Source organism: Mesorhizobium subarcticum, from assembly GCF_055456085.1.
Map to the genome: position 1 here is coordinate 5,443,917 of NZ_CM144237.1, position 25,949 is coordinate 5,469,865.

The 25,949-nt window shown below is 63.2% G+C and carries 22 protein-coding genes; 9 read left to right on the plus strand and 13 right to left on the minus strand.

Annotated elements, in window-relative coordinates; all coding sequences use genetic code 11:
- Window positions 1-188 precede the first annotated feature (188 nt).
- The 7 genes from ACZYHG_RS26760 to hutI all read right to left on the minus strand — a co-directional run bounded on the left by ACZYHG_RS26760 (window position 189) and on the right by hutI (window position 15,326).
- Window positions 189-8,792 carry a glycoside hydrolase family 94 protein gene (locus tag ACZYHG_RS26760; RefSeq protein ID WP_464611115.1) on the minus strand — a complete coding sequence of 2,868 codons (8,604 nt, stop codon included), beginning with the start codon at window positions 8,790-8,792 and terminating at the stop codon, window positions 189-191.
- A 288-nt stretch (window positions 8,793-9,080) separates the two neighbouring features.
- Complete coding sequence (locus tag ACZYHG_RS26765) at window positions 9,081-9,659, minus strand: HutD/Ves family protein (protein WP_464611116.1); 579 nt, start codon at window positions 9,657-9,659, stop codon at window positions 9,081-9,083.
- 12 nt (window positions 9,660-9,671) lie between these two features.
- A complete protein-coding gene (gene hutU, locus ACZYHG_RS26770; protein ID WP_464614797.1) occupies window positions 9,672-11,342 on the minus strand; it encodes a urocanate hydratase in 1,671 nt (556 codons plus the stop codon).
- Window positions 11,342-11,716, minus strand: coding sequence for a hypothetical protein (locus tag ACZYHG_RS26775; RefSeq protein ID WP_464611117.1), 375 nt, complete (start codon window positions 11,714-11,716; stop codon window positions 11,342-11,344). Before ACZYHG_RS26775 ends, hutU begins: the two co-directional genes overlap by 1 nt.
- Before the next feature lie 24 nt (window positions 11,717-11,740).
- Window positions 11,741-12,559, minus strand: coding sequence for an N-formylglutamate deformylase (hutG, locus tag ACZYHG_RS26780; RefSeq protein WP_464611118.1), 819 nt, complete (start codon window positions 12,557-12,559; stop codon window positions 11,741-11,743).
- On the minus strand, window positions 12,559-14,100 hold the full coding sequence (hutH, locus tag ACZYHG_RS26785) for a histidine ammonia-lyase (protein ID WP_464611119.1): 1,542 nt from the start codon (window positions 14,098-14,100) through the stop codon (window positions 12,559-12,561). Before hutH ends, hutG begins: the two co-directional genes overlap by 1 nt.
- Window positions 14,097-15,326, minus strand: coding sequence for an imidazolonepropionase (gene hutI, locus ACZYHG_RS26790; protein WP_464614798.1), 1,230 nt, complete (start codon window positions 15,324-15,326; stop codon window positions 14,097-14,099). Before hutI ends, hutH begins: the two co-directional genes overlap by 4 nt.
- Before the next feature lie 97 nt (window positions 15,327-15,423).
- Here hutI and ACZYHG_RS26795 point away from each other — a divergent pair, with 97 nt between their 5' ends.
- Entirely contained in the window at window positions 15,424-16,776 is a 1,353-nt protein-coding gene (locus tag ACZYHG_RS26795) for a formimidoylglutamate deiminase (RefSeq protein ID WP_464611120.1), read from the plus strand.
- Window positions 16,773-17,513: a histidine utilization repressor gene (gene hutC / locus ACZYHG_RS26800; RefSeq protein ID WP_464611121.1), complete on the plus strand. Its 741-nt coding sequence runs from the start codon at window positions 16,773-16,775 to the stop codon at window positions 17,511-17,513. The genes ACZYHG_RS26795 and hutC overlap by 4 nt, the downstream gene beginning before the upstream one ends.
- A gap of 47 nt (window positions 17,514-17,560) precedes the next feature.
- On the opposite strand, the gene ACZYHG_RS26805 is transcribed toward hutC, so the two are convergent.
- Window positions 17,561-17,905, minus strand: a complete 345-nt coding sequence (locus ACZYHG_RS26805) for a RidA family protein (RefSeq protein WP_464611122.1) — start codon at window positions 17,903-17,905, stop codon at window positions 17,561-17,563.
- A 223-nt stretch (window positions 17,906-18,128) separates the two neighbouring features.
- Between ACZYHG_RS26805 and aztA the strand changes: the two genes are divergently transcribed.
- From aztA to ACZYHG_RS26825, 4 genes are all read left to right on the plus strand, one after another.
- Window positions 18,129-18,947, plus strand: a complete 819-nt coding sequence (gene aztA / locus ACZYHG_RS26810; protein WP_464611123.1) for a zinc ABC transporter ATP-binding protein AztA — start codon at window positions 18,129-18,131, stop codon at window positions 18,945-18,947.
- Complete coding sequence (aztB, locus tag ACZYHG_RS26815; protein ID WP_027034704.1) at window positions 18,947-19,822, plus strand: zinc ABC transporter permease AztB; 876 nt, start codon at window positions 18,947-18,949, stop codon at window positions 19,820-19,822. Before aztA ends, aztB begins: the two co-directional genes overlap by 1 nt.
- A 26-nt stretch (window positions 19,823-19,848) precedes the next feature.
- On the plus strand, window positions 19,849-20,790 hold the full coding sequence (gene aztC, locus ACZYHG_RS26820) for a zinc ABC transporter substrate-binding protein AztC (RefSeq protein WP_464611124.1): 942 nt from the start codon (window positions 19,849-19,851) through the stop codon (window positions 20,788-20,790).
- 119 nt (window positions 20,791-20,909) lie between these two features.
- Entirely contained in the window at window positions 20,910-21,248 is a 339-nt protein-coding gene (locus ACZYHG_RS26825; RefSeq protein ID WP_027057435.1) for a protein tyrosine phosphatase family protein, read from the plus strand.
- A 48-nt stretch (window positions 21,249-21,296) separates the two neighbouring features.
- Here ACZYHG_RS26825 and ACZYHG_RS26830 read toward each other — a convergent pair whose 3' ends face one another.
- Entirely contained in the window at window positions 21,297-21,653 is a 357-nt protein-coding gene (locus ACZYHG_RS26830) for a hypothetical protein (RefSeq protein WP_464611125.1), read from the minus strand.
- A gap of 9 nt (window positions 21,654-21,662) precedes the next feature.
- Window positions 21,663-22,130: an Lrp/AsnC family transcriptional regulator gene (locus ACZYHG_RS26835; protein WP_464614799.1), complete on the minus strand. Its 468-nt coding sequence runs from the start codon at window positions 22,128-22,130 to the stop codon at window positions 21,663-21,665.
- 138 nt (window positions 22,131-22,268) lie between these two features.
- Between ACZYHG_RS26835 and hppD the strand changes: the two genes are divergently transcribed.
- The 3 genes from hppD to ACZYHG_RS26850 all read left to right on the plus strand — a co-directional run bounded on the left by hppD (window position 22,269) and on the right by ACZYHG_RS26850 (window position 24,053).
- Window positions 22,269-23,384 (plus strand): 4-hydroxyphenylpyruvate dioxygenase, encoded by a 1,116-nt coding sequence (gene hppD / locus ACZYHG_RS26840; RefSeq protein WP_464611126.1) that lies wholly within the window; start codon window positions 22,269-22,271, stop codon window positions 23,382-23,384.
- 70 nt (window positions 23,385-23,454) lie between these two features.
- Complete coding sequence (locus tag ACZYHG_RS26845; protein WP_464611127.1) at window positions 23,455-23,679, plus strand: type II toxin-antitoxin system Phd/YefM family antitoxin; 225 nt, start codon at window positions 23,455-23,457, stop codon at window positions 23,677-23,679.
- Window positions 23,676-24,053 carry a type II toxin-antitoxin system VapC family toxin gene (locus ACZYHG_RS26850; protein ID WP_464611128.1) on the plus strand — a complete coding sequence of 126 codons (378 nt, stop codon included), beginning with the start codon at window positions 23,676-23,678 and terminating at the stop codon, window positions 24,051-24,053. Before ACZYHG_RS26845 ends, ACZYHG_RS26850 begins: the two co-directional genes overlap by 4 nt.
- A 17-nt stretch (window positions 24,054-24,070) precedes the next feature.
- Here the strand turns inward: ACZYHG_RS26850 and ACZYHG_RS26855 are convergent, their stop codons facing one another.
- Genes ACZYHG_RS26855 through ACZYHG_RS26865 form a run of 3 tightly spaced genes read right to left on the minus strand, consistent with a single transcriptional unit; the run spans window position 24,071 to window position 25,934 of the window.
- Complete coding sequence (locus ACZYHG_RS26855) at window positions 24,071-24,607, minus strand: DinB family protein (protein WP_464611129.1); 537 nt, start codon at window positions 24,605-24,607, stop codon at window positions 24,071-24,073.
- A 4-nt stretch (window positions 24,608-24,611) separates the two neighbouring features.
- On the minus strand, window positions 24,612-24,905 hold the full coding sequence (locus ACZYHG_RS26860; protein ID WP_464611130.1) for a hypothetical protein: 294 nt from the start codon (window positions 24,903-24,905) through the stop codon (window positions 24,612-24,614).
- A gap of 15 nt (window positions 24,906-24,920) precedes the next feature.
- Window positions 24,921-25,934: a fumarylacetoacetate hydrolase family protein gene (locus ACZYHG_RS26865; RefSeq protein ID WP_464611131.1), complete on the minus strand. Its 1,014-nt coding sequence runs from the start codon at window positions 25,932-25,934 to the stop codon at window positions 24,921-24,923.
- Between the last annotated feature and the right edge of the window lie 15 nt (window positions 25,935-25,949).

A 25,949-nucleotide genomic window follows, 5' to 3' on the forward strand; every position in this document is an offset into this window, starting at 1 on the left:
GGTGAAATGCCAGCGTTGCGGCAAAATCATGGCAGCAGCCGAGCACTGCCACATTTTTAATCACAACAGGCTGGCGGGACCTGTTGCGCAGGCACTTGGCAGGCGCCGCCAAGGACCCTGCGCAAGTAACAAAGGCGCGGTGTCGCGCGCCCAGAAGGACGCGCGACCTACAACCTAATATATTGATTTTACGCCGGTATCCTGACCACGATCTCGGTCCGGGTACCCGCTTTTGGCTCGAAGGACGCCGACTTTGTTTTCGCACCATCGACTTCAAGCGAGATCGTCTTGGTCTTTTTGTCGCGAATGACATGAACCTTGATCTCGGCGCCAAGCATCTTGAGCGAGGCTTCGTAGCCATCCCAGTGGCTCGGCAGTCTCGGCCGGAACGTGATCTTCTTCCCGCGCCGTTCGATGCCTAGGATACCCTCGACCGCCGCCCGGTAGAGCCAGCCCGCCGAGCCGGTGTACCAGGTCCAGCCGCCGCGTCCCCCCTTGTTGTTGCCGGAATTGTCGTCTCCGGCATAGATATCGGCCGCGACCACATATGGTTCGACGCGATAGTGCTCGGCCGAGGCCTCGTCGGATGCGTGGTTGACCGGGTTCAGCATCGAGAAACAGCGATAGGCTTCGTCGGTCAGCCCCATTTCGGCCAGCGCTATGACGAACCATGTCGACGCGTGGGTGTACTGGCCGCCATTCTCGCGCACGCCCGGCGGATAGCTCTTGATGTAGCCGGGGTCCTTGTCGGTTTTTGAGAACGGTGGCGTGAACAGCTTGACGATCTTGAGCTTGTCGTCGACGAGCAGGCTGGTCGCATGCTGCATGGCCGTAGTCGACCGCGCCGGGTCGCCCTCGCCCGAAAGCACGCTCCAGGACTGGGCGATGGAGTCGATCTTGCACTCTTCGGATGTGCGTGACCCCAGAGGCGTGCCGTCGTCGAAACTGCCGCGCCGGTACCATTCGCCGTCCCATGCCGTGCTTTCAAGCGCCCGCTTCAGCGCCTCGGCATGCTTTGCCCAGGCCTGCGCACGCTTGGCGTCGCCTTCGCTCTTGGCGATAGCGGCGAAGTCGCCCAGCGTCTTCAGCAGGAACCAGCCCAGCCACACGCTCTCGCCCTTGCCGTGCTCGCCGACACGGTTCATGCCGTCGTTCCAGTCGCCGCCAAGGATCAGCGGCAGGCCCGCGGGACTGCTGCGCTTGATGGCAAGGTCGAGCGCGCGCGCGCAATGTTCGTAGAGCGACACGGTCTTCTTCGAGATTTCCGGGGTGAAGAAGGCATCGTGCTCGCCCTCGCCCAGAGCCTGCCCGTCGATGAAGGGCAGTTGCTCTTTCAAGATAGCGGCGTCGCCGGTCACACTGAGATAGCGCGCCGTGGCGTGGGCCAGCCAGACCACGTCGTCGGAAATCGTGGTGCGCACGCCGGCTCCCGTGCGCGGCAGCCACCAATGCTGCACGTCGCCCTCCGGGAACTGCCGCCGCGCGGCGTTGAGGATCTGGTCACGCGCCAGTGTTGCGTCATGCGCCAGCAAGGCAAGCGTGTCCTGCAGCTGGTCGCGGAAGCCGTACGCACCACTGGCCTGATAGAAGGCCGAGCGGGCGCGGATGCGGCAGGCAAGGCTCTGATAGGGCAGCCAGTGATTGACCATGGCGTCGAGCCCCTTGTCGGGCGTCTCGACCTGGATGGTGTCGAGGAAACCGCGCCACTCGCGCTCATTGTCGGCCAGGCGCTGGTCGAAATCCTTGCCCCTGTGGGCCTTCACCAGCGCGCTCGCCTGCGCGGCGGAATCGGCGTCGCCGAGCAGCCAGAGCAAGGTGACGTCGCCGCCGGCCGGGATTTCGACGTCGCGGGCGATCGCCGCGCAAGGGTCATCGCCGGCTTCGATGCGACCCGAGAGGGCCGCCCCACTCAGCACCGCCTGCGGCAGCTCGCTGGAGCCATGCCGGCCGAGGAACTCGGAGCGGTCCGAAGTCACCGAATGGACGTTGGCATCGGCGGCGAGGAAGGCCACGCGCTCACTGAAATCGAGCCCGTAGGGGTTTTGCGCGAGCAATGCGCCGGTGGCGGTATCCCGGGACGGGACGATGGTGGCCGCCGTGCGCGACCGATGCCCGCCGAGCACCCACTCGGCATAGGCATAGACGCGCAGCCGCGCCGGCACCGAGCCGGAATTCTGGATGCGCAGCCGCGAAATCTTCACCGGATCGATCGGGTCGACGACATGGGTGAGGTCCATCGACAACGGCCCACGCTTGGCGCGGAAGGTCGAGAAGCCTTGGCCATGCCAGGCTTCGTAGGTCATCGAAGGGTCGCGCACCACGGCAGCTATGGGCGAGAACGCCTTGCCGCTGGCCTGATCATAGATGTAGAGCCCCTCGCCCGGCCGGTTCGAGACCGGATCATTCGACCATGGCGTCAGCTGGTAGTCGCGGCTGTTGCGGCTCCAGGTAAAGGCAGCCCCTTCGGCCGAGGTGTGGAAGCCGAACGAGGCGTTGGAGACGACATTGATCCAGGGCTGCGGCGTGGTGCGCCGGCCGGCCAGCCGCACCACATAGTGCCGTCCGTCGCCGTCGAAACCGCCAAAGCCGTTCCATTGGCTGAGACCAGAGCCATCGGCGCTGACATTCGCCACGGCCTGCGAAGCAAATGCATGCGTCATTGGTGCCGGCGCCGAAATTTCACGCAGCGTCGGCAATCCGGCGGGCACAAGCGCGTCGCGCGCCTGCAAGGCGGCTGCCTCGGCCCGCTCGATCTGATCGAAGATGGTGCCGTTGCGCGTATGCAGCACCACCCGCGCGACCGCGAGCAGCGTCTTGTAGGTGGTCTCTTCCATCAGGTCGCGGCGCACCGCGAAAATGTGCTGGCGAGGGCCGAGTTCCTTGCCGCGCAGACGGCTGTTTTCGCACAGCGTCTCGACCGCCCGCTGCAGGTCCTGAACGTAGGACGAGGCCTGCTCGTTGACAACGACGAAGTCGATCATCATGCCGCGGGTGCGCATATATTCCTGGAAGCGCAATGCCTGGGCGACGATTTCCAGATCGGCGACGTCGCCGATCCTGACCAGGAAGATCGGGAAATCACCCGAAATGCTGGTTGGCCACAGGCTCGATTGCTTGCCCAGGCCCGAGGCAATGGATTCGGCCGGCAGGCGCAGGAAGGCGTCGGGGTAGATCAGATAGCGCGCCAGTTTCTGCACATTGGCGGCATCGGTCAGGCTGAGACCCATATGGCGGGTCTGCACCTGGCTGCGCGTCCAGGCAAGCATGGCCTGGCGGGCAAAGCTCTCCTGATGGTCGAGCCGGCTGATGGCATCTTCGAGCTCGGCGCGGTTGGCCCCGACCACGGTCCAGAAGGTCAGCGATATCTTCTTGTTGGCGGGCACGCGCACCTGGCGGCGTAGCGAGGCGATGGGATCGAGCGTGAAGCCGGAATGGCCGCCAAACCTGGCGCCCGGATCAAAGGCGGCGGCATCGGCGATGGAGCGGCCACGACCGATGAACGCGCGCTTGTCGGTCTCGGCCTCGGCGTCGCGCGCAGGTCCCGACGGATCGGTGACGAAATGCGCCAGGGTGATATCGGGCTCGCTGGTATCCCGCTTGCGGCGCGTGGCGAAGATCGCGCCGTTGTTGGCGGCGATTTCGGTCTCCACGAACATCTTCGAGAAGGCCGGATGCGCGTTGTCGGAAGCCTCCGTACCCAGCACCAGCTCGGCAAAGGACGTCACCTCGATGTGACGATCGGATGTGCTTTCGTTGTAGAGCGTGATGCGACGGCCTTCGCCATTGCCTTCGGAAACGACGATGCATTCGACCTCGGAGCGCAATGTGCCGACCGATTTGACGAAGCTCGCCTTGTCATCGGAGAAGAGGGTCTGCACCTTTTCCTCGGCCGCGCGCTTCGGCTCCGCCGTTGCCGACCACCAGTCTCCCGTGCTGACGTCACGCAGGAATATGTAGGAGCCCAGACGGTCCTCGGTGGGATCCGGCTGCCAGCGGGTGACCGACAGATCGCCCCAGCGGCTGTAGCCGGATCCGGTCGCGGTCACCATCACCGAATAACGGCCGTTCGACATCACATTGGTCGAACGCAGTGCCCGCAGGGGATCGAGCACGATGCGGGTGTCGGGGCTCTCGGTTTCGGTTTCGTCTTTGGCCCGTTCGTCTGCTTCGGTCCTGACGGTCGCGGTCGGAATGTCGCGCGGCGCCCTTTCCTGCAGCAGCAGCTCAGCCGATTCAATGACCGGATCGCTGTGGAAACGGTCACGCAGGCGACCCTCGAAGATCGCGTCGGCGACCGCGGCGATCGACATGCCCGAATGGTGCGCATAGTAATTCAGCACGACAGCGTGGTTGGTGCCTTCAGGCACGCGCTGCGGCGTGAAATCGACCGCATCGTAGTAGCCGTGAGGGCCAAGCGCGCCGACCTCGCGCAGCCGGGCCAGATTCTGCACTGCTTCGCGCGGGTTGAACTGCGCCGCCAGGATGGTGGCATAGGGCGCGATGACCGTATTCTGGCCAAGACCGCGCTTCAGCCCAAGCCCAGGCACGCCGAAATTGGTGTACTGATAGGTCAGTTCCCGGTCTCGCGCGTTGTAGGCCGCTTCCGAAATGCCCCACGGCACGTTTTTCTGGCGGCCATACTGGATCTGGCGCTTGATGATCAGCTTGCTGGTCTGGTTGAGGATCGAACCTTGCGGCTCCTTCATCACCAGCGGCGGCATCAGATACTCGAACATCGAGCCCGACCAGGACATCAGCGCGCCCTGGAAACCGATCTCGACGATCGGGCGGCCGAGCCGGAACCAGTGCTCGGTCGGCAGGTCGCCCTTGGCGATGGCGAACAGGCTGGTCAGCCGCGCCTCGGAGGCGAGAAGGTCGTAGCAGCTTTCATCGAGCTGGTGTTCTTCGACCCGGTAGCCGATCGACAGCAGCTTGCGTTCCGGCCGCAGCAGGAAGGAGAACTCCATCTCGAAGGCGAAGCGGCGCGTGCGCTCGCGCAAGGTCAGAAGCTTGGCGCGCAACGCCTCGACGGCGTTGTCGTCGCTGTGGGCGTCGTGGACATGCGCCTCGCAAGTCGCTTCCAGCCTCGCCGCCCAGTCGACGATGACATCGCTCGGAGCGGAGGCGGCCTCGGTGTGAATGGCCGTGGCCAGCTTGCGGATCTCGCCCGCCAGCACGGCGAGGTTGATGGTGCGGATCGAGGCCATCTCCGGCTGCGCCTTGATCGTCTCGACGGCGCGCCGCATGCCATCCAGGCGATCAACGAGACGCTGGCGTAAGGGCCGCAACTGGCGACGATCATCAGGTAAGTCATCCAGGCTTTCGCTGAGGATGGTCACCGTGTCTAGAATGCCTTCGAAGTCGCCCTGGAGGTGAACAGAAGGCGCTTCCGCCCACTCGGCACAGGCAGCCGCCACCGCCACCAGGTGACCGGCGAGATTGCCGCTGTCGACGGCCGAAATATAGAGTGGATAGAGCGGCTTCAGCGTCGTGGTGTCGTACCAGTTGAAGAGATGGCCGCGGTGGCGCGGCATGCTCTCGATGGTTGTCATGGTGGCGTCGATGCGGGTGATGGCATCCGACAGGCTGATCCAGCCGAAATCGCGCGCCGAGACAACCGACAGCAGGTAGACACCGACATTGGTAGGCGAGGTGCGCGGCGCCACGACCGGTGCCGGGCTTTCCTGGAAATTGTCAGGCGGCAGATTGTGATGCTCCGCCGTGACGAAGCTCTCGAAATAATGCCAGGTGCGCCGCGCCACCGTGCGCAGCGCATGGATATCGGCCTGCGATATGCGCAGCCGGTCCTCGGTTTCGGCCGAGCGGCTGATCCAGCTGGCGATCGCCGGCGATCCGATCCAGAACAGCGCGAAGAAGAAGGCGACAAAAGCGCCGGTGGAATCGGCCAGCACCGGAATGGCGAGACCGACGAAACCGATGATAACGGCGCCGTACATCATGCCGTAATAGGAGCCGACATCGTTGTCGCCGGCCTTGTGCGCCTGCGAGGCGGTGCGCCATTCCAGGAGGTTCTGGCGGCTGACGAACAGCCGGTAGAGCGTACGCACAATGGCATCGCCCATCATCCAGGCATTATGCGCCATCAGCACGATCTTCAGCGCCACCATGGCGGTGCCGAAGGCGACATCGCGCGCCAGCGCGGAGAAATGGCCACGCGGCGTCTGGTCGCCGCTCTTGGGCAGAATGGCGTTGACCACGTCGAAGGTCGGCGCCATGAACAGGCTGAGGATCAGCAGGGCCTGCCATTGGGCGGCCTGCGTGAACGGCAGTAAGGTCCAGCCGGCGATCGCCGCCATCACCCAGAAGATCGGCGTCAGCGAACGGCGCAGATTGTCGACCATCTTCCAGCGCGACAGGGCCGGAACGCCGGAGCGAGGATCGAGGATGTAGCCCAGTAGCTGCCAGTCGCCGCGCGCCCAGCGATGGTGGCGCGAGGCGTCGACCGAATAGCGGGTCGGATAGTCCTCGACCAGTTCGACGTCGGTGACCAGTGCTGCGCGCGCCAGCGCGCCTTCGAGCAGATCGTGGCTGAGGATGGTGTTTTCCTCGATCCGACCCTGCAGGGCGGCCTCGAAAGCATCGACATGGTAGAGACCCTTGCCGGTGAAGGAGCCGTCGCTGAAGACGTCCTGATAGAGGTCCGACACGGCGAAGACATAGGGGTCGAGGCCGCGATTGGCCGAGAACACGCGCTGGAAGAACGAGGCTTCGTCGCCTGATGTCAGCGACGCGGTGATGCGCGGCTGCAGGATTGTGTAGCCGGCGGTGACGACGCGTTTGGTGGCGTCGAAATGCGGACGGTTGAGCGGATGGCATAGCTTGCCGACGAGGCTCGCCACGGCATCGCGGGTGGTGCGCGTATCGGCGTCGAGCGTCATCACATGGACGACTTTTTCCGGCAGCGGCACGTCGAGCGGCAGGAAGGTGGTGTCGCTGTCACCACGCAGCAAAAGGTCGAGCTCATGCAGCTTGCCGCGCTTGCGCTCCCAGCCCATCCAGGACCCTTGCGCTGCGTTGAAGAGCCGGCGGCGGTGCAGGATGTAGAAGCGCGGCGCGCCTTCAGAGGGATAGCGGGCATTGAGACGAGCGATCTCGGCGCGGGCATATTCAAGGATTTCGGTGTCGGCCGCATCGATCTCGATCTTGCTGTCTGGCCAATCCGAAAGCAGGGCGAAATGGATCTCGTCCACCAGATTGGCAAGGTAATGCACTTCGATGTTGCGGATGTTTTCCTCGACATCGTCACGCGAACCGATCAGCGACGGCACAACCACCAGCGTGCGCGCCTCCGGCGGCACGCCGTGCCGGTAGTCATAGCCGATCAGGCGTGTCGGCTTGAGGAACAGCGAGACCACGGTGTTGAAGAAGGCGAGCGCGCCCTCGCTCGCGGGCACCGCAAACAGCGCCAGCATCAGGACGATCGAGGTTACCGACAGGCCGAGATTGGCCAAGGCATTGCCGGTGAGGACAAGAAGCAGGGCCGTCAACGCGAACACCGGCAGGACGATGCCAAGCCATCCGGTCTTGGCGAAGGTCCGCTTGACAGTCTGGCTGATGGTGGGCCGATAACCGATCGCCTTTTCCAGTTCCAGCCGGCGCGGGCCGACGAGATAGAAACCGACATCGGTGTGAGCGGACGCGGTTGACGCATCCCCCTCTTCACTGCTGCCCGCCCCTGCCTCACCGGTAACATGACCGGCCAATTCACTGGCCTTTTCGGCGACACGGTATTCCGACAGGTTCGAGCGGCGCGCCAGTTCCTCGATCGCGGTGCGGTATTGGTCACGCGAGAAGAAGTCGAGGGCGGCGAAATCGGTGCGCTCGCGCAGCACTGTGTCGATGCGGCTGACGCCTTCGAACCACACCGTCCAGTCGACATCGTTGATGACGCGCAGGCCGCGGATGATGTTGCCGGTCGTCACATTGCCGCTCGACAGCGTGTGATGCTCGGAGATGATGATCTCCTCGGCATCGGAGCCGGTCTTTTCGAGCTCACCTTCCAGCCATTCCAGGGCCTTGCCGGCATTCTGCGACCCATCGCGCAAACGATAGAGCAGTTGGGTTGCGAAGGTGGTGTCCTGGGCATGGGCGCCGAAATTGGCTAGGATCACTTGCCGGTCGGCGCTGTCATCGGTCGCCAGCACCTTGTCAGCCACGTCGTTGGCGATCTGGCGCATCTGGCGGGTGCGGTTGACCCTGACGGCCAGCCGGCGGAGATTTTCGATCAGAACGAAGCGTAGAAGCGATGGCAGCGCCCAGAGTTCACCGATCTTCAGCGGCTCGACAGACTGAAACCCCTGGACGATGGACTTGAACATGGTCGCGGAGACGGAACTGTCGGAATGAGCCACATAGGTCCAGGCCAACGCGAGTGCGCGCGGCACAGTGCCGCCACCGGGCAGTTTCAGCGTCGGCAGCTGGCGATAGAAGCGGCGCGGCAGGTCGCGCTTGACCTGGAAGATGGTCTCCTCGACCAGATAATTGTTGTCGAGCAGCCATTGCGCGGCGGGTGTGATCGTTTCACCCTTGGCCTGCGCCGCATTGGTCGAACGGTAGACTTCGAGGATCTTCTTGGCGCTGTCGCGGATGCGAGCCTGGAAATCGAACGGAGTCAGCCCAAACAGGTCGGTGAGATCGCCTTTTGCCAGGCTTTCGCCGAGCAGCCGCAGGCGTTCCTCGGGCAGGAATGTCGACCTTATCGGCTCTTCCGTGATGACCGGGAAGCTCGCGCTGGTCTTTTCGATCTGGGCTGGGTTCGTCTGAATATTCATTGAAAATTCCGTAAGCGGGCACAGAGCGGCGTCACCGCCACGGCAATGGCCCTAAAACCGGTTCAAATGCAATTGGTTGCATAATCCCACTTGCCGAAAGTTTGTTTCCGCACCGCGACAGGGCGTCATCTCTCGGCAAAAATTCCAAGACGAGCGCCCCTCTTCCCGTCGAGTTCGATCGGCGGAGAGGATTCGGGCTTTTTCGTGATGCCGGCAAGAGCTTACGCTATATTTCGCCAGCACTGCGATCATGTTTGGAAACAAGCGGTAACCGTTGACGCGAAGGCTTCAGGCCGAGATGGTTATCCGGATCACGAACAGCGTCGCGGTCAGAGCGGGTTCAACCCACAGCACAGGAGCACCCGGCCCGAGCAACAGCGTGTCGAACGGCCCGAGGCGAATGCGCCCGGCCTCCGGGAAAACGGTTTCGCCCTTGTGACAAAGGATGAGGGTCGCACCGGCCCCAGTCGCGATGTCCACAGGCCACGAGATCGTCAGGCGCTCGACCGAATGCAGCATGCGGCCACGGCGGGTCATGACGTTGAGGTCGGTGATCGGGCCGGCGATTAGGGCGGCACTGGTGGGCAAATCAGCTGGAAAGGCAAAAGGCGCCGAAGCCGGCGTCAGCCGCGCCGGCGGCTGGCCGGCGATATCAAGCACGATCCCCTCGCCTTCCAGCACCGACAGGGTGCGTTCGATCCCGGCAAAGCTGGAGAACGGCCCGCTGCTCCCGACACGCGCCATCGAGACTCGCCAGTCGAACTCGTCGAGACCGGCGCCATCAGGCGAGACGGCGATTTCGGTCGTCGTGCCGCCGCCGTTCTTCCAAGGCATGACACGGTAGTCGGCGGCACGAAGGATGCGCATGAGATTAGCCTATCACCCTAAAATGCCGGGCAGGTTGAGCTGGTGCTCCTTGGCGCATTCAATGGCGATGTCGTAGCCGGCATCGGCGTGACGCATGACGCCGGTTGCCGGGTCGTTCCACAGCACGCGCTCGAGGCGCCTTGCGGCGTCCGGCGTGCCATCGGCGACAATGACCATGCCGGCATGCTGCGAAAAACCCATACCGACGCCGCCGCCATGATGCAGCGACACCCAGGTGGCGCCCGAAGCGGTGTTGAGCAGTGCGTTGAGCAACGGCCAGTCCGATACGGCGTCGGAACCGTCCTTCATTGATTCCGTCTCGCGATTGGGCGAAGCGACCGAGCCGGAATCGAGGTGATCACGGCCGATGACGACCGGCGCCTTGAGTTCGCCCTTGGCCACCATTTCGTTGAATGCGAGCCCGAGCCGGTGGCGATCGCCAAGACCGACCCAGCAGATGCGCGCCGGCAGCCCCTGGAAGGCTATGCGCTCGCGCGCCATGTCGAGCCAATTGTGCAGATGGGTGTTGCCGGGCGTGAGTTCGCGCACCTTGGCGTCGGTCTTGTAGATGTCTTCGGGATCGCCGGAGAGTGCAGCCCAGCGGAACGGCCCGATGCCCCGGCAGAACAGCGGACGGATATAGGCTGGCACGAAACCCGGGAAAGCAAAGGCGTTCTCGAAACCTTCATCCTTGGCGACTTGGCGGATGTTGTTGCCATAGTCGAGCGTCGGCACGCCGGCGTTCCAGAACGCCACCATCGCCTCCACATGTTCGCGCATCGAGGCGCGGGCCGCCTTCTCGACCGTCTTGGGATCGGAGACGCGCTTCTCGCGCCACTCGGCCATGGTCCAGCCCTTCGGCAGGTAGCCGTTGATGGGGTCGTGAGCCGAGGTCTGGTCGGTGACCATATCAGGGCGGATACCGCGCTTGAACATTTCGGGCACGATCTCGGCGGCATTGCCGAGCAGGCCGACGGACTTCGCCTCGCCGGCCTTGGTCCAGCGCTCGATCATTTCCATCGCTTCGTCGAGCGTCTCTGCCTTTTCGTCGACATAGCGGGTGCGCAAGCGGAAATCGATCGAGTCCGGGTTGCACTCGATGGCCAGGCAGCAGGCGCCGGCCATGACGGCGGCCAGCGGCTGGGCGCCGCCCATGCCGCCGAGGCCGCCGGTCAGGATCCACTTGCCCTTGAGGTTGCCGCCATAATGCTGGCGGCCGGCCTCGACGAAGGTTTCGTAAGTGCCCTGCACGATGCCTTGCGTGCCGATGTATATCCACGAGCCGGCCGTCATCTGGCCGTACATCATCAAGCCTTTTCTATCGAGCTCGTTGAATTTATCCCAGTTTGCCCAGTGCGGCACGAGGTTGGAATTGGCGATCAGCACGCGCGGCGCATCGGCGTGCGTCCGGAACACGCCGACCGGCTTGCCGGACTGCACCAAAAGGGTCTCGTCCTCACCAAGCGTCTTCAGCGAGGCAACGATGCTGTCAAAATCGTTCCAGGTACGCGCCGCCCGGCCAATGCCGCCATAAACCACCAACTCATTGGGGTTTTCGGCAACCTCGGGATCGAGATTGTTCATCAGCATGCGCAGCGGCGCCTCGGTCGTCCAGTAGCGGGCGTTGAGCTTGTCACCGCGCGGCGCGCGGACTTCGCGAATGTTGTGGCGAGGATTGTTCATCATTGTCCCTTTCGAATGAGATGCGCGGTGCTGCGAGAGCCTTCGGCGCTGATCCAGGTGACCTGCTCATGGGCAGGATTGGAGGAATCGATGGTCATGGCGTAGCAGGCCCAGGCATCGGAGGGCGGCCACAGGGAGCAGTATTGGTCGCCACGCACGTCCCAACGGCCGATCTGGTGGCTGTCACCTTTGGTATAGCTGGTCGCGCCACCGTCATCGAAGTCCTGTGACCAGCCATCGCCCTGGACATGGGCACCCCTGAGATCGGCGAGAATTTCCGGACCCTTCATCGCCACCTCGGCGGCGGCTGCGGAAACAATCGCAGCTGAAAGCAGCCCAGCGGCGAGAAGGAATGTCCTGACATGTCCGGCCATTGCGTTCCTCCGAAAAATTGCTGCTCAACCGTGCGCCCAGGCAATCGCGGTTTTCAGAATGGTCTCCAGCGTTGCGCGGATCGGCGCTGCGAAATCGGCGTCATACGGTACCGGCCAATTGTCCGGCTCCCCCTTTTCCTCGGGCTCACGCATATATCCGCGGTTGGAGAGTTCCATCTGCAAGGCATGGACACCCTGTTGCGGCTGGCCAAAATGGCGTGTGATCCAGCCGCCCTTGAAGCGGCCGTTGACGACAGAGGTTTCGCCGGTTTCAACCATGATCTGGCTGACCATTGCCTGCAGATTCGGATCGGCGCTCTTGCCGTCATTGGTGCCGAGATTGAACACCGGCAGCGTGCCTTCGAACAGGCGCGGCAGCACCGAACGGATCGAGTGGCAGTCGTAGAGGACGATCTTGTCATGCAGGCCACGCAGCCGGCCGATCTCGGCCTGCAAGGCGGCATGGTACGGCACGAAGAATTTTTCGCGACGCTCGTCGACCTCCGACGGTCCCGGCTCTTCGCCTTCGCGGTAGAGCGGATCGCCATCAAAGGTCTCGGTCGGGCACAGGCCGGTCGTCGCCTGGCCGGGATAGAGCGAGGCCCCCGAAGGATCGCGGTTGACGTCGATGACGGTGCGCGAGATCGCGGTGTGGACGACGGTGGCGCCGAGGCTGCCGGCGAAGTCATAGAGTTTATCGATCCACCAGTCGCAATCGCGGCGGCCGAGCCAGGGCGAGACCAGTCGGTTTTCGAAGCCGGCGAGATCGATGCCTGTGTGCGGGATCGACACCAGCAGCGGTGCGGTGCCTCGGCTAACGCTGAGCCAAGGTGTCGCAGCCATCACGCCGCTCCCGAAATCGAAGGCAGTGTTACCGCACCAGCGGCCTTGATGGTTGCGCCACTGCGCACCATGGCGATCGCCTTCTCCATGTCCGGATGAAAGTGCCGGTCATTGTCGAGATGCGGCACTTCGGCCCGGACCAGTTTGCGCACCGCCTCAAGGGCTGTGCTCGACGCCAGCGGTTGATGGAAATCACAGCCTTGCGCCGCGGCCAGCAATTCGATGCCGATCACCGCCGTGGCATTCTCGACCATGCCGATCAGCCGGCGCGCGCCATGCGCGGCCATCGAAACATGGTCTTCCTGGTTGGCCGAGGTCGGAATGGAATCGACTGATGCCGGATAGGCCTTCTGCTTGTTTTCCGAAACAAGGGCGGCGGCCGTCACCTGCGGGATCATGAAGCCTGAATTCAGGCCGGGCTTCGGCGTCAGGAAGGCCGGCATGCCTGACAGCGCGGGGTCGACCAGCATGGCGATGCGGCGTTCCGACAGCGAGCCGATCTCGCAGACCGCAAGCGCGATCATATCGGCGGCGAAAGCCACCGGCTCGGCGTGGAAATTGCCGCCGGAAAGTGCGGTGTCGTCCTCAGCGAAGATCAGCGGGTTGTCGGTGACGCCATTGGCTTCGGTGCCGAGCGTATCGGCCGCCTGGCGCAGTACGGTGAGTGCCGCGCCCATCACCTGCGGCTGGCAGCGCAGGCAGTACGGGTCCTGCACGCGCTCGTCACCGACGCGATGCGATTCACGGATGGCGCTTCCGGCCATCAGATTGCGCAGCGCGTCCGCCGTCTCGATCTGACCGCGGTGCTTGCGCAGCAGATGAATGCGCGGGTCGAACGGCGCGTCGGAACCCTTGGCGGCATCGGTCGACAGTGCACCGGCAACCAGTGCCGACTGATAGAGCACTTCCGCCTCGAACAAAGCGGCCAGCGCATAGGCGGTCGAGAACTGCGTGCCATTGAGCAGCGCCAGGCCTTCCTTGGCGCCCAACGTCACCGGCTCGAGGCCATGCGAAACGAACGCGACCTTGGCCGGGACGCGGCCATGCGGCGTAAAACATTCACCAACACCGATCATCGCGGCCGTCATATGTGACAGCGGGGCAAGGTCGCCGGAAGCGCCAACGGAGCCCTGCGCCGGCACCACGGGGATGACGTCGTTGGCGAGCATCGCTTCGAGCAGTTCGATGGTTTGCGAGCGCACACCGGAGGCGCCCTGCGCCAGGCTGGCAAGTTTCAGCGCCATCATCAGGCGGGCAACGGCAACCGGCATCGGCTCGCCGACGCCGGCGGCATGCGACAGCACGATGTTGCGCTGCAAGGTCTCGAGATCCTCGGCCGGGATGCGCACGCTGGCCAGCTTGCCGAAACCGGTGTTGATGCCGTAGACCGGCTCGCCCTTGGCGACGATCCTGGCGACAGCCTCGGCGCTCGCCTTGATCTTCGGACGGCAGGCATCATCGAGTTTCGGCACGGCGCCACGGTAGATGGCGCGCCAGTCTGCCAGCGTCGCATTGCCGGGCTTCAAGGTCAGTTCGGTCATTGTCCTCTCCAGATGCGGGCATGGAGCGGATTGAAGCCCATGCGGTAAACGAGTTCGGCAGGGCGCTCTATGTCCCAGATCGCCAGGTCGGCGGATTTGCCGGCTTCCAGTGTGCCGGCCTTATCGAGAAGGCCAAGCGCACGCGCGGCCTCGCGGGTGACGCCGGCGAGGCATTCATCGACGGTCAAGCCAAAGAGCGTCGCGGCCATATTCATGGTGAGCAACAGCGAGGTGAGCGGCGAGGTGCCAGGATTGCTGTCGGTCGCCACCGCCATCTTCACACCATGGCGGCGGAACAAGTCGACAGGCGGCTTCTTCGTTTCGCGGATGAAGTAATAAGCGCCGGGCAGGATGGTCGCCACCGTGCCGGCCTTCGCCATGGCGGCAGCGCCCGCCTCGTCCGTATATTCGAGATGATCGGCGGACAGCGCGCCGTAGCTGGCGGCAAGTGCTGCGCCGTGCAGGTTGGACAGCTGGTCGGCGTGAAGCTTGACTGGCAGACCCAAGGCCTTGGCGGCATCGAAAACGCGCGCCATCTGCTCCGGCGAGAAGGCGATGCCCTCGCAAAAACCGTCCACCGCATCGGCCAGTCCTTCGGCGGCAACCGCTGGAACAATCTGCTTGGCAACCAGATCGATAAAAGCGTCCTTGTCGCCCTTGGCTTCGGGCGGCAGCGCGTGTGCGGCAAGGCAAGTCGTACGGACGGTGACGGGACGCTCATTGGCCAGCCGGCGGGCGGCACGCAGCGACTTCTTCTCATTGTCGAGATCGAGGCCATAGCCCGACTTCACCTCAACGGTAGTGACGCCTTCGGCGATCAGCGCATCGAGGCGTGGCAGCGTCTGGGCGACGAGCTCATCCTCGTTTGCCGCGCGCAGCGACTTGACCGAGAAAACAATACCGCCACCAGCGCGGGACACTTCTTCATAGGTGGCGCCGGCCAGCCGCATCTCGAATTCGTTGGCGCGGTTGCCGGCATAGACAAGATGCGTGTGGCAGTCGATCAGGCCGGGCGTGATCCAGCGGCCCTCGCAATCGACGGTCTCGGCGCCCTGCCCTGCCGAAGCCGGCATGTCCGCCTCGGCGCCGGCATAGACGATAAGCCCGTCGCGGGCAGCAACGGCGCCCTTCTCGACGACGCCGAGGCCAGCCGCGCCATCGACCATGGTCGCCAGCCGCGCATTGCGCCACAGGCTAAGGCCGCTCTTCCCGTTTGCTCCGACCATCATCTTTTCCATTTGAAAGGATGACGATTATGTATATACATATCGAAACGCGACGCAAGTGGTATCGTCGCTCAAGCATGCAGATTTGGAGACGGACGTGACGGCGATCTTTGCGGAACAGGCGCTGCTGCCCGAGGGCTGGCAAGGCAATGTCAGGATCGCGCTCGACGGCGGCCGCATCGCCACCGTCGAAGCGGGCGCAGCTCCGCAGGCCGGCGACGAACGCCACGCGATTCTCGTGCCCGGCATGCCCAATCTGCACAGCCACGCCTTCCAGCGCGGCATGGCGGGATTGGCCGAGCTTCGCGGCCCTTCCGCCGACAGTTTCTGGAGCTGGCGCGAAGTGATGTATCGTTTCGCGCTGTCGATGACGCCCGACCAGGTCGAGGCGGTGGCCGCACAGCTCTATGTCGAGATGCTGGAGGCCGGGTTTTCCCGTGTCGGCGAATTCCACTATCTGCATCACGACCGTGACGGGAAACCCTACGCCAACATAGCTGAGATGGCCGAGCGCATCGCGGCGGCCGCCGGCGAAACCGGCATCGGCCTGACACTGCTGCCGGTGTTTTACGCGCATTCCTCTTTCGGGGGCGCCGCGCCGAACGAAGGCCAGCGTCGATTCATCAACGATGTGAATCGGTTCTCCCGGCTTGTTGAGAAAAGCCGCGGATCGGTTCGTGCGTTGAATCAAGCCGTCGTTGGTGTCGCCCCGCACAGTTTGCGCGCAGCGACACCAGAGGAACTGACCCAGGTCGCTGCTTTGGCGCCACACGGACCGGTCCACATCCACGTCGCCGAGCAGGTGAAGGAGGTCGAGGACTGCCTTGCCTGGTCTGGCGCACGTCCGGTCGAACTCTTGCTGGCCAACGCCGAGGTCGACCAGCGCTGGTGCCTGATCCACGCCACCCATATGACCGATGCGGAAACCATCGGCATGGCCAGGAGCGGCGCTATTGCCGGCCTTTGCCCAATCACCGAGGCCAATCTCGGCGACGGCACATTTGCCGCGCCATTGTTCGGGGAGCATGGCGGCCGCTTCGGTGTCGGCTCCGATTCCAACGTGCTGATCGGCTTGCCCGACGAATTGCGCCAGCTCGAATATTCACAGCGCCTCGCGCACCGCGCCCGCAATGTGCTGGCGGTGGCCGGCGGCTCGACCGGGCGCGCGCTGTTCGATGCGGCACTCGACGGCGGCAGTGTCGCGCTCGGCGCCGGCGCGGCGCGGATTGCCGTCGGTGCGGCCGCCGATCTCGTCTCGCTCGACGCCAAGACCCCCTCGCTGGCCGGCAAGACCGGCGACGCGATCCTCGACGCCTGGATCTTTGCCAATGGCAGCAAGGTCGACTGCGTCTGGGTGCATGGGCAAAAACAGGTCAGCGGCGGCCGGCATGCCAGGCGTGAAGCCATCGCCGAGCGGTTTCGCAATGTGATGACGGCGCTGTCGGCATGAGCACGGTCGAGACAGTTGATGCCGACAGTGGCGGCTCGCTGCACCAGCGCATTCTGTCCGACATCAGCGAAAAAATCCTGTCCGGTGCCTGGGCGCCCGGCCATCGCATCCCGTTCGAGCACGAGCTGACGACCGAGTATAATTGCTCGCGCATGACGGTGAACAAGGCGCTTTCGCAGCTCGCCAAGGCGGGGCTGATCGAACGCCGCCGCCGTTCAGGCAGCTTCGTGCGCCAGCCGCAGTCGCAGGCAGCGGTGCTGGAACTTCACGACATCAGGATCGAGGTCGAAGCGCTTGGCCTACCCTATCGCTACGAGCGGCTGGAGCGCCTGAAGCGGCGCAGCAACGCGGACGACAGAGCGCTGCTCGGCCTGTCCGCCGCGGGGTCATTGCTATGGGTCGAGGGCCTGCATTTTGCCGGCGAACGGCCATTCGCACTCGAGCAGCGCCTGATCAATCTCTCGGCGGTTCCGGAAGCCGAAGACGAAGAGTTCAGGGAAATCGCCGCCGGCCCCTGGCTGATCGGCCGCGTGCCGTGGAGCGAGGCCGAACATCGCATCCGTGCCATGGCCGCCGATGAGGCCGTTGCCGACGCGCTCGACATTGATCCCGGCGCGCCCTGTTTGGTGGTCGAGCGGCGGACATGGAGTGCCGAGCATCCGGTCACCCAAGTACGGTTTGTCTATCCGGCGGAAAGCCACACGCTGGTGGCAAGGTTCACGCCGTCGCAGGGATGAGTGATCTCCCCCACGAGGGGGGAGATTGGCAGTTCCGGCGCCGCCGCTTAAATCGCCGCCGTGATAATAATCTCGACCAGATATTCCGGACCAGCCAACTTGGCTTCGCCTGTGGCGCGGGCCGGCGTGTTGCCCTGCGGCACCCACTTGTCCCATTCCGAATTCATCTCGGCGAAGGTGCCCATGTCGGCCAGCCAGATGATCGCCTGAACGATCTTGGTCTTGTCGGTGCCGGCCTTGGCCAGCATTTCGTCGATGGTCGCCAGGATATCACGGGTCTGCGAGGCGACGTTGCCGCCGGGCTCGCCGACCTGGCCGGCCAGATAGACGGTGTTGCCGTGGATGACGATCTGGCTCATGCGCGGGCCAACATCGATGCGACGAATGCTCATGGGAGTTTCCTTCGTTTGAGAGGTCGCGCCTGTTTAGAGTTGGCGTGGGCTTCGGGCAAGGCCGCCGGGGCCAAATCTCCTTGGACCAGCGAGAGACGAGAAGTCACGGCAAGTTGAGCCGCCGGTCGCAATTCCGCCCGATTGGCTTGTTGACTAATGTAATAACATCACATATCCAATCGACCCCTGCCCGCGGCCGGATTTCGCTGCCCCACGGAACGACATGACCCAGACCTGCCTGACATTCCGTGACCTGACGCTGGGCTACAGCAGCCACCCGGCGATCCATCACCTTGACGGCACGATCCGCAAGGGTTCGCTGACGGCCGTGGTCGGTGCCAACGGCTCCGGCAAATCGACACTGATGAAGGGTATCGTCGGCGTGCTGAAGCCGATGGCCGGCGAGGTTGTTCGCGCCCCGGGCGTACGAGCAGCCTATCTTCCGCAGCAATCAGAACTCGACCGCTCCTTTCCGGCGCGCGTCGTCGATCTGGTTTCGCTTGGCCTCTGGCCAAAGCGCGGCATGCTTGGCCGCTACACATCAGAGGATCGCGCCGCGGTCAGCCAGGCGCTGATGGCGGTCGGCCTCGGCGGCTTCGAGAAGCGACCGATCGACACGCTGTCGGGCGGCCAGCTGCAACGCACGCTGTTTGCCCGCGTGCTGTTGCAGGATGCCGACCTCATCCTGCTCGACGAACCATTCAACGCCGTCGATGCCAAGACGGTTGGCGACCTGATCGCCCTGATCAAGCGCTGGCATGGCGAGGAACGCACCATCATGGTCGTTGTCCATGATCTCGATCTGGTGCGGCAGAACTTTCCGGAGACGCTGCTTTTGGCCCGCCAGCCGATCGCCTGGGGGGAGACGCGGGAGACGCTGAAGCCCGAAAACCTGTTACGGGCCCGCCGTTTTCATGAGGCCTGGGAAGAGAACGCGCCATGGTGCGAGCCCGATGAGAACGCTCATGGGCACGACCATCATGACCATGCTCACGAGCACGATCATGACCATCATCACGGCGCCGGCCCGGGGGCCGCCTGATGGACTGGGTCTACGGTCTTTTCATCGCACCCTTTGCCGATTTTGGCTTCATGCAGCGGGCGCTGTTCGGCTCGCTGATGCTGTCGCTCGGCGCTTGCCCGATCGGTGTCTTCCTGATGCTGCGGCGCATGAGCCTGTCGGGCGATGCCATGGCGCATGCGATCCTGCCCGGTGCGGCCGCCGGCTTCCTGTTCTACGGGCTGGAAATCCTGCCGATGACCATTGGCGGCCTGATTGCCGGCGTCATCGTAGCGCTTGGAGCTGGGGCTGTCTCGCGCTTCACAATCCAGCGCGAGGACGCCTCGATGGCGGCCTTCTATCTGATCTCGCTCGCCATCGGCGTGCTGATGGTGTCGATCCGCGGCTCCAGCGTCGATCTCATGCATGTGCTGTTCGGCACCGTGCTGGCGCTCAACAACGAGGCACTGATCCTGATCGGCGGCATTGTCGCGATAACGCTGGTCAGCCTCGCCATCTTCTGGCGGGCCCTGGTCGCCGAATGCCTCGATCCGCTGTTCCTGCGTTCGGTCAGCAAGATGGGCAGCCCGGTGCACTTCATTTTCCTTGGCCTCGTCGTGCTCAACCTCGTCGGCGGCTTCCAGGCGCTCGGCACGCTGCTATCGGTCGGACTGATGATGTTGCCGGCGGCAGCCGCCCGCTTCTGGACCGCACGCGTCGAGCCGATGTGCGTGCTGGCGGTGTTGATCGGTTTTGCCTCCTGCATCGCCGGGCTGCTGTTGTCCTATCACGCCTCGCTGCCGTCCGGCCCGGCCATCATCCTGTCGGCCGGCGTCGTCTATTTCGCCTCGATCCTGCTCGGCACACGCGGCATTCTGCGCGCCCGCATCATCCATCACCGTCACAGAACGGCCTGATCCCCCGCCCCTCGAAAGGAGCCTCCATGCTGAAATCCATCCGTGCCGCTCTGGCGATGAGCGTTATAACATTAATCGCTTTTGGCGCGTCCTCGGCCTTTGCCGCGCCGCTGAAAGTGGTCGCCAGTTTCACGGTCATTGCCGATTTCGCCAGGAATGTCGGTGGCGACCGCATCGATCTGACCACCATAGTCGGGCCGGATGGCGATGCCCATGTCTATGAGCCGAGCCCGGCCGACGCGGTCGCCATGGCCAGGGCCGACATCGTTCTGGTCAACGGCCTGCACTTTGAAGGTTTCTTGCAGCGGCTGGTCGATGCCAGCGCCACCAAGGCCTCGATTATCACCTTGACCAATGGCGTGACGCCGATCGACTTCAAGCCCGAATTCGCCGACGCGGACGCGGCCGAAGGTGCCGGCACCGGCGGCGGCAAGACCGTCACTGACCCGCATGCCTTCCAGTCGATTGCCAATGCGAAAATCTATGTGAAGAACATAGCCGAGGCCTTCTGCGCGGCCGACAGCGATGGCTGCGTCGGCTACCAGACCAATGCCGCCGCCTACACCAAGAAGCTCGATGCACTGGAAGGCGAGGTCAAGGCGGCGATCCAGTCCATCCCCGAGGCCAAGCGCGTCGTCATCACCTCGCATGATGCCTTCGGCTATTTCGAGCACGAATACGGCCTGACCTTCCTTGCCCCGCAAGGCATCTCGACCGATTCCGAACCGTCGGCCGCCGATGTCGCCAGGCTGGTCGAGCAGGTGAAGCAGGACAAGGCCTCGGCGATCTTCGTCGAGAACATCACCAACCCGCGCCTGATCGAACAGATCGCCAGCGAGACCGGTATCAAGGTGGGCGGCACGCTCTATTCGGATGCGCTGTCGCAGCCCGATGGCCCAGGCTCAACCTATATCGACATGATGCACAACAACATCCGTCAGATCAAAGGCGCGATCCTCGGCAGTTGATGGTATCATTCAATCCGGTCGGCCCAAGACAAGCCCGGCCGGATTTTAGCTGACGGGTGTTGCCGGTTCCGCTGGAGAGTGGCAAGACTCCCTGCAAATCAGATTGCGAGGATGCTGCCATGGAATACCGCGAAATCAGCGAGGACTATTCGGTCTCTGGCCAGATCCAGGCCGAAGATGTCGCCGCCATCAAGGAAGCCGGCTTCAAGAGCGTCATCTGCAACCGGCCTGACGATGAGCAGCCTGGCCAGCCTTCGGCCAAAAGCATCGGATCGGCGGTCGAGGCCGCGGGCCTCGCCTTCCGCTACATCCCGGTCATCAGCGGCCAGATCACCGCCGAAAATGTCGAGGACCAGGCTGAGGCACTCGATGCACTCGAAGGCCCGGTGTTCGCCTATTGCCGCTCCGGCGCCCGCTGCACCAATCTGTACGGGCTGATCCAGCAGTCAAAGGGCTGACAACCTTCGCTGCCCGGACGTCGCCTTCACGTTCGCGCACCGCTAAACTCATCGGCGCTTGTCGCCGACCAAGCTGAGCACGCGGAAGAAAACTACCGCCAAACCAACGAACAGCGCGAGAAAGCCTAGCTTAAACGTGCTGAACACCAGCAGCAAGAAACCTGCCATGCTGACTGGAGCTCCGATGAGGCACCACCAGCGCGACTTCGCATGGGTGAACATGCTCCAGTCGTAAGCCTTCAGGTTCCACACTGGAGCTTTAGGCTTCCAAGACCTCCGGGACATTTCCGAAATGCGCCCGTCCCACGACCTGGGATTATACGCCATGTGAATCAGGCCGCCGATGGTGAGCGGTACCATCCCCACGGCAAAAAAGATTATACCGACAAACTGAAAGTGGGACATAGCTTACACTCAAATCGGCAGCGCGCCGGTTTCCTTCAGCGTCTCCAGCACGATCGCCGTCTTCACATGCTGCACGGATTCGTGCGGCAGGAGCACGCCGTTGACGAATTCCGACAGTGATTTGAGATCGGGCGTCACCACTTTCAGGATATAATCCATCTCGCCGGTCAGCGCGTGCGCCTCCTGCACTTCCGGCAGCCGCGCCACCAGTTCGCCGAAGCGCCGGGCGTTGTCGCGGTTGTGGGTGGCCAAGGTCACGGAAATGACGTTGACCAGCGAGAAGCCGAGCTTGTCGCGGTCGAGCACGGCGCGATAGCCCTTGATATAGCCGTCCTCCTCGAGCCGCTGGCGACGGCGCGAGCATTGCGATGCCGACAGGTTCACCCGCTCCGAAAGGTCGCTATTGGTCAGCCGCGCATCGCCCTGCAGGAGCGCCATTATCTTGCGGTCAAACTGGTCAATGCGCGCCTCATCCATGGTTTTGTCTCTTATCATGCATGTTTCACGCATGACATCACCATTTCAAGCGTTTGAATGCAAGCACCATGCACCGGCTCCGCGCTATGATGGCGTCAGATGGCCTTTTCAGGCCAAGCCAGCTTTTGGAGGAATGCCATGGGTCCCTTCCCGCACGACGCCCCGCCCGCCACGATCAGCAAGGACAACCCTGCCGGCACCGACGGTTTCGAGTTCGTCGAATTCGCGCATCCGGAGCCGCAGAAGCTGGCCGAACTGTTCACCCGCATGGGCTATGTGGCGGTGGCCAAGGATCGCACCAAAGACATCACCGTCTGGCGCCAGGGCGACATCAACTATGTCGTCAATGCCGAGCCGGGCTCGCATGCGATGAAGTTTGTAGACAAGCACGGCCCCTGCGCTGCCTCGATGGCCTGGCGCGTGGTCGATGCAAAACATGCCTTCGACCATGCCGTGTCGAAAGGCGCCACGCCCTATGAAGGCGACGACAAGGCGCTCGACGTGCCGGCAATCGTCGGCATTGGCGGCTCGCTGCTCTATTTCATCGAAGCCTATGGCAAGAAGGGCTCGGCCTATGATGCCGAGTTCGAGTGGCTGGGCGCGCGCGATCCGCGGCCGCTGGGTGTTGGCTTTTATTTCCTCGACCACCTGACCCATAATGTCTATCGCGGCCAGATGGACAAGTGGTGGGATTTCTACCGCGAGCTGTTCGGCTTCAAGCAGATCCATTTCTTCGACATTGACGGCAAGATCACCGGCCTGGTCAGCCGGGCGATTACCTCGCCCTGCGGCAAGATTCGCATTCCGCTGAATGAATCCAAGGACGAGACCAGCCAGATCGCCGAGTACCTGAAGAAGTACAATGGCGAAGGCATCCAGCACATTGCGGTCGGCACCGACGAGATCTACGCCGCCACCGACAAGCTCGCCGACAACGGGCTGAAGTTCATGCCTGGCCCGCCGGAAACCTATTACGACATGTCCTATGCCAGGGTGAACGGCCATGACGAGCCGATCGAGCGGATGAAGAAGCACGGCATTCTCATCGACGGCGAAGGCGTGGTGGACGGCGGCATGACCAAGATCCTGCTGCAGATCTTTTCCAAAACCGTGATCGGGCCGATCTTCTTCGAGTTCATCCAGCGCAAGGGTGACGAAGGCTTTGGTGAAGGCAATTTCCGCGCGCTGTTCGAATCGATCGAGCAGGACCAGATCAAGCGCGGCGTGATCAAGATGGGCGGCAAGGCGGCGTAGGACCGACCCAATCAGCCTTCTTGCGATGCGATCAATTATGACCTAAATTATGGTCATAAAGGATCGAGCTATGAATGTTTCCATCGCCGAGGCCAAGGCCAAATTGTCGGAACTCGTCAGCCGCGCGGAAGCCGGCGAGGAGATCATACTTACACGCCACGGCAAAGTGGCCGCGCGCATTGTACCGCCGGTGGCCGCCGAACCTCTGCCGCGTATCGGCGCCTTGAAAGGCAAGATCTGGATTGCGGACGATTTTGATGAACTCGGTCCTGAATGGGACGAGTACGTAAAATGACGGTCGGCCCGTTTCTCGCCGACACGCATATCATCCTCTGGTCGATTTCGGACGACCGACGTCTCAGCGAGCAGCACCGCGCTATCCTGGTTTCGGAGGCGGTGGTGTTTGCGAGCGCGGCAAGTGTTTGGGAAATTGCCATCAAACGTTCGATCGGAAAACTCGACGCGCCGGACGATCTGCCAACGCTGCTTCCAAGGATGCGATTTCATCCGCTCGCCGTAACCCTCCAGCATGCGAACGCCGTCAGTGGCCTACCCCACCACCATGGTGATCCGTTCGACCGACTGCTGATTGCGCAAGCACAGGTGGAGAACCTGACCATTTTGACATCCGACCCGCATTTCGCCCGGTACGGCGTCGCTCTGGCCTGATAGACGAAAGATCCGGCTCACAATCCTAGCCGCTCGACCTCTTTCTCCCTCAGCTTCACATCGTAATCGAGCAGGAACTCGTCGAGTTGCGGCGGCTCGACCGAGGTGCCGGACAGCATGGCGTGCACCTGGCCGCGGTGGTGGATGTCGTGCAGGAAGGCATGGGCGAGGATGTCGCCGATGCGCTCGGAGATCATGCCGTCCTCGCGCCGGTCAGTGCTGACGCGGCGGTCGAGATCGGCTTCCGACAGGCCATTGCAGAAGGCGATCAGCCTCCGATCGGCCGCAAGCTGAGCGACGTAAAGTGCCTGCGGCTCATCGAAAGGCATGAAATCATCATGGGCGGCGGCACCAACGCCTCCCTCTTCAAGAAAGTCGAGATAGAGATGATCGACCGCCAGCATGTGGTTGAGCGTCGCCTTGATCGACGGGAAAAAGCTGGTGCGCTCAGCCTCGAACTCGCCGGGCTCGAGAGCCAATACGGCACGATAGAGCCGGTCGTTCGACCAGAGATTGTTGCCCGCCATGCGGCGCAGATGATCCAGCAGGGTCATGAGATCATCCCCCTGCCCGCACCATATGCAGGCCTGCCCCCATGATCGCGAATCCGGCGAGAGCGACCAGCAGCAACCAGTTCATGCGCCTGCGCATGGCTTGCGTTTCTTCGTCTCGAGCGACCTTCATGTTGGTGATGGTGTGAAACATCATCGCCTTGCGCGGAAAGCCGCTGCGGTTGGTGAGATCAGGCGAACGCGCCTCGATGCGGTAGCTCAACCGGATCGCGAGGATGAAGACCGCCAGAATCCCAAGCGCCCAGACGCCGGCCAGAAGATAGAACGCCTCCCCCGTCATTCCATTGCCCCCTGCTTACCCCTGGTATTTCTCGACCTTCTGCTCGATGGCGCCGAAGATCGAATGTCCGGTCTTGTCCTTCATCTCGATGCGCACCGTGTCGCCGAAGCGCAGGAACGGCGTCTTGGGCTCGCCCGCCTCGATGGTCTCGATCATACGCAGTTCGGCAATGCAGGAATAGCCGGCGCCGCCGGCCGAGACGGGCTTGCCCGGGCCGCCGTCGAGCTTGTTGGAGACCGTGCCCGAGCCGATGATGGTGCCTGATACCAGCGGCCTTGTCCTGGCGGCGTGCACGATCAGCGCCGGAAAATCGAAGGTCATGTCGACGCCGGCATCGGCGCGGCCAAAGGGTTTGCCGTTGAGATCGGCAAGCAGCGGCAGACTGACCTTGCCGCCATCCCAGGCATCGCCCAGTTCATCCGGCGTCACCGCGACCGGCGAAAAGGCCGAGGACGGTTTCGACTGGAAGAAGCCAAACCCCTTGGCCAATTCCGGCCCGGTGAGCGTGCGCAGCGTGACGTCATTGACCAGCATCACCAGCCGGATCGCGGCGCGGGCTTCATCGAGGCTGGCGCCCATCGGCACGTCGTCGACGATGACAGCGACCTCCGCCTCCATGTCGATGCCAAAAGCTTCGTCAGCCATGCGGATCGGGTCGCGTGGCGCAATGAAGGAGTCCGAACCGCCCTGGTAGACCAGCGGGTCGGTCCAGAAGCTCGCCGGCATCTCGACGCCACGTGCTTTGCGGACCAGTTCGACATGGTTCACATAGGCCGACCCGTCAGCCCATTGATAGGCGCGCGGCAGCGGCGAATGGGCGTCGTGCTCATGAAAGCGGGCGGAGGGGAGCGCATTGTTCTCCAGTGATTCCGCGATTGTGCCGAGATGCGGCGAAATCCTGCGCCAGTCGTCGAGAGCCGCCTGCAGTGTGCGCGCCAGGAACGAGGCGTCGGTGTACTGCGTCAGGTCGCGCGAGACGACGACGAGTTTTCCGTCACGCGTCCCGTCCTTCAATGTGGCAAGCTTCATGCGATTCCTCTCCTT

Coding starts and splice junctions, on each gene's coding strand:
- hutG (WP_464611118.1), bottom strand. CDS start 12,559: ATGGCTGCGACACCTTGGCTCAGCGTTAGCCGAGGCACCGCACCGCTG.
- hutH (WP_464611119.1), bottom strand. CDS start 14,100: ATGACCGAACTGACCTTGAAGCCCGGCAATGCGACGCTGGCAGACTGG.
- ACZYHG_RS26805 (WP_464611122.1), bottom strand. CDS start 17,905: ATGAGCATTCGTCGCATCGATGTTGGCCCGCGCATGAGCCAGATCGTC.
- ACZYHG_RS26855 (WP_464611129.1), bottom strand. CDS start 24,607: ATGACCCTGCTGGATCATCTGCGCCGCATGGCGGGCAACAATCTCTGG.
- ACZYHG_RS26830 (WP_464611125.1), bottom strand. CDS start 21,653: ATGTCCCACTTTCAGTTTGTCGGTATAATCTTTTTTGCCGTGGGGATG.
- ACZYHG_RS26845 (WP_464611127.1), top strand. CDS start 23,455: ATGAATGTTTCCATCGCCGAGGCCAAGGCCAAATTGTCGGAACTCGTC.
- hutI (WP_464614798.1), bottom strand. CDS start 15,326: ATGGTCGGAGCAAACGGGAAGAGCGGCCTTAGCCTGTGGCGCAATGCG.
- hutC (WP_464611121.1), top strand. CDS start 16,773: ATGAGCACGGTCGAGACAGTTGATGCCGACAGTGGCGGCTCGCTGCAC.
- aztC (WP_464611124.1), top strand. CDS start 19,849: ATGCTGAAATCCATCCGTGCCGCTCTGGCGATGAGCGTTATAACATTA.
- aztA (WP_464611123.1), top strand. CDS start 18,129: ATGACCCAGACCTGCCTGACATTCCGTGACCTGACGCTGGGCTACAGC.
- ACZYHG_RS26835 (WP_464614799.1), bottom strand. CDS start 22,130: ATGGATGAGGCGCGCATTGACCAGTTTGACCGCAAGATAATGGCGCTC.
- ACZYHG_RS26765 (WP_464611116.1), bottom strand. CDS start 9,659: ATGCGCATCCTTCGTGCCGCCGACTACCGTGTCATGCCTTGGAAGAAC.
- hutU (WP_464614797.1), bottom strand. CDS start 11,342: ATGAACAATCCTCGCCACAACATTCGCGAAGTCCGCGCGCCGCGCGGT.
- ACZYHG_RS26760 (WP_464611115.1), bottom strand. CDS start 8,792: ATGAATATTCAGACGAACCCAGCCCAGATCGAAAAGACCAGCGCGAGC.
- ACZYHG_RS26825 (WP_027057435.1), top strand. CDS start 20,910: ATGGAATACCGCGAAATCAGCGAGGACTATTCGGTCTCTGGCCAGATC.
- ACZYHG_RS26860 (WP_464611130.1), bottom strand. CDS start 24,905: ATGACGGGGGAGGCGTTCTATCTTCTGGCCGGCGTCTGGGCGCTTGGG.
- aztB (WP_027034704.1), top strand. CDS start 18,947: ATGGACTGGGTCTACGGTCTTTTCATCGCACCCTTTGCCGATTTTGGC.
- hppD (WP_464611126.1), top strand. CDS start 22,269: ATGGGTCCCTTCCCGCACGACGCCCCGCCCGCCACGATCAGCAAGGAC.
- ACZYHG_RS26865 (WP_464611131.1), bottom strand. CDS start 25,934: ATGAAGCTTGCCACATTGAAGGACGGGACGCGTGACGGAAAACTCGTC.
- ACZYHG_RS26775 (WP_464611117.1), bottom strand. CDS start 11,716: ATGGCCGGACATGTCAGGACATTCCTTCTCGCCGCTGGGCTGCTTTCA.
- ACZYHG_RS26850 (WP_464611128.1), top strand. CDS start 23,676: ATGACGGTCGGCCCGTTTCTCGCCGACACGCATATCATCCTCTGGTCG.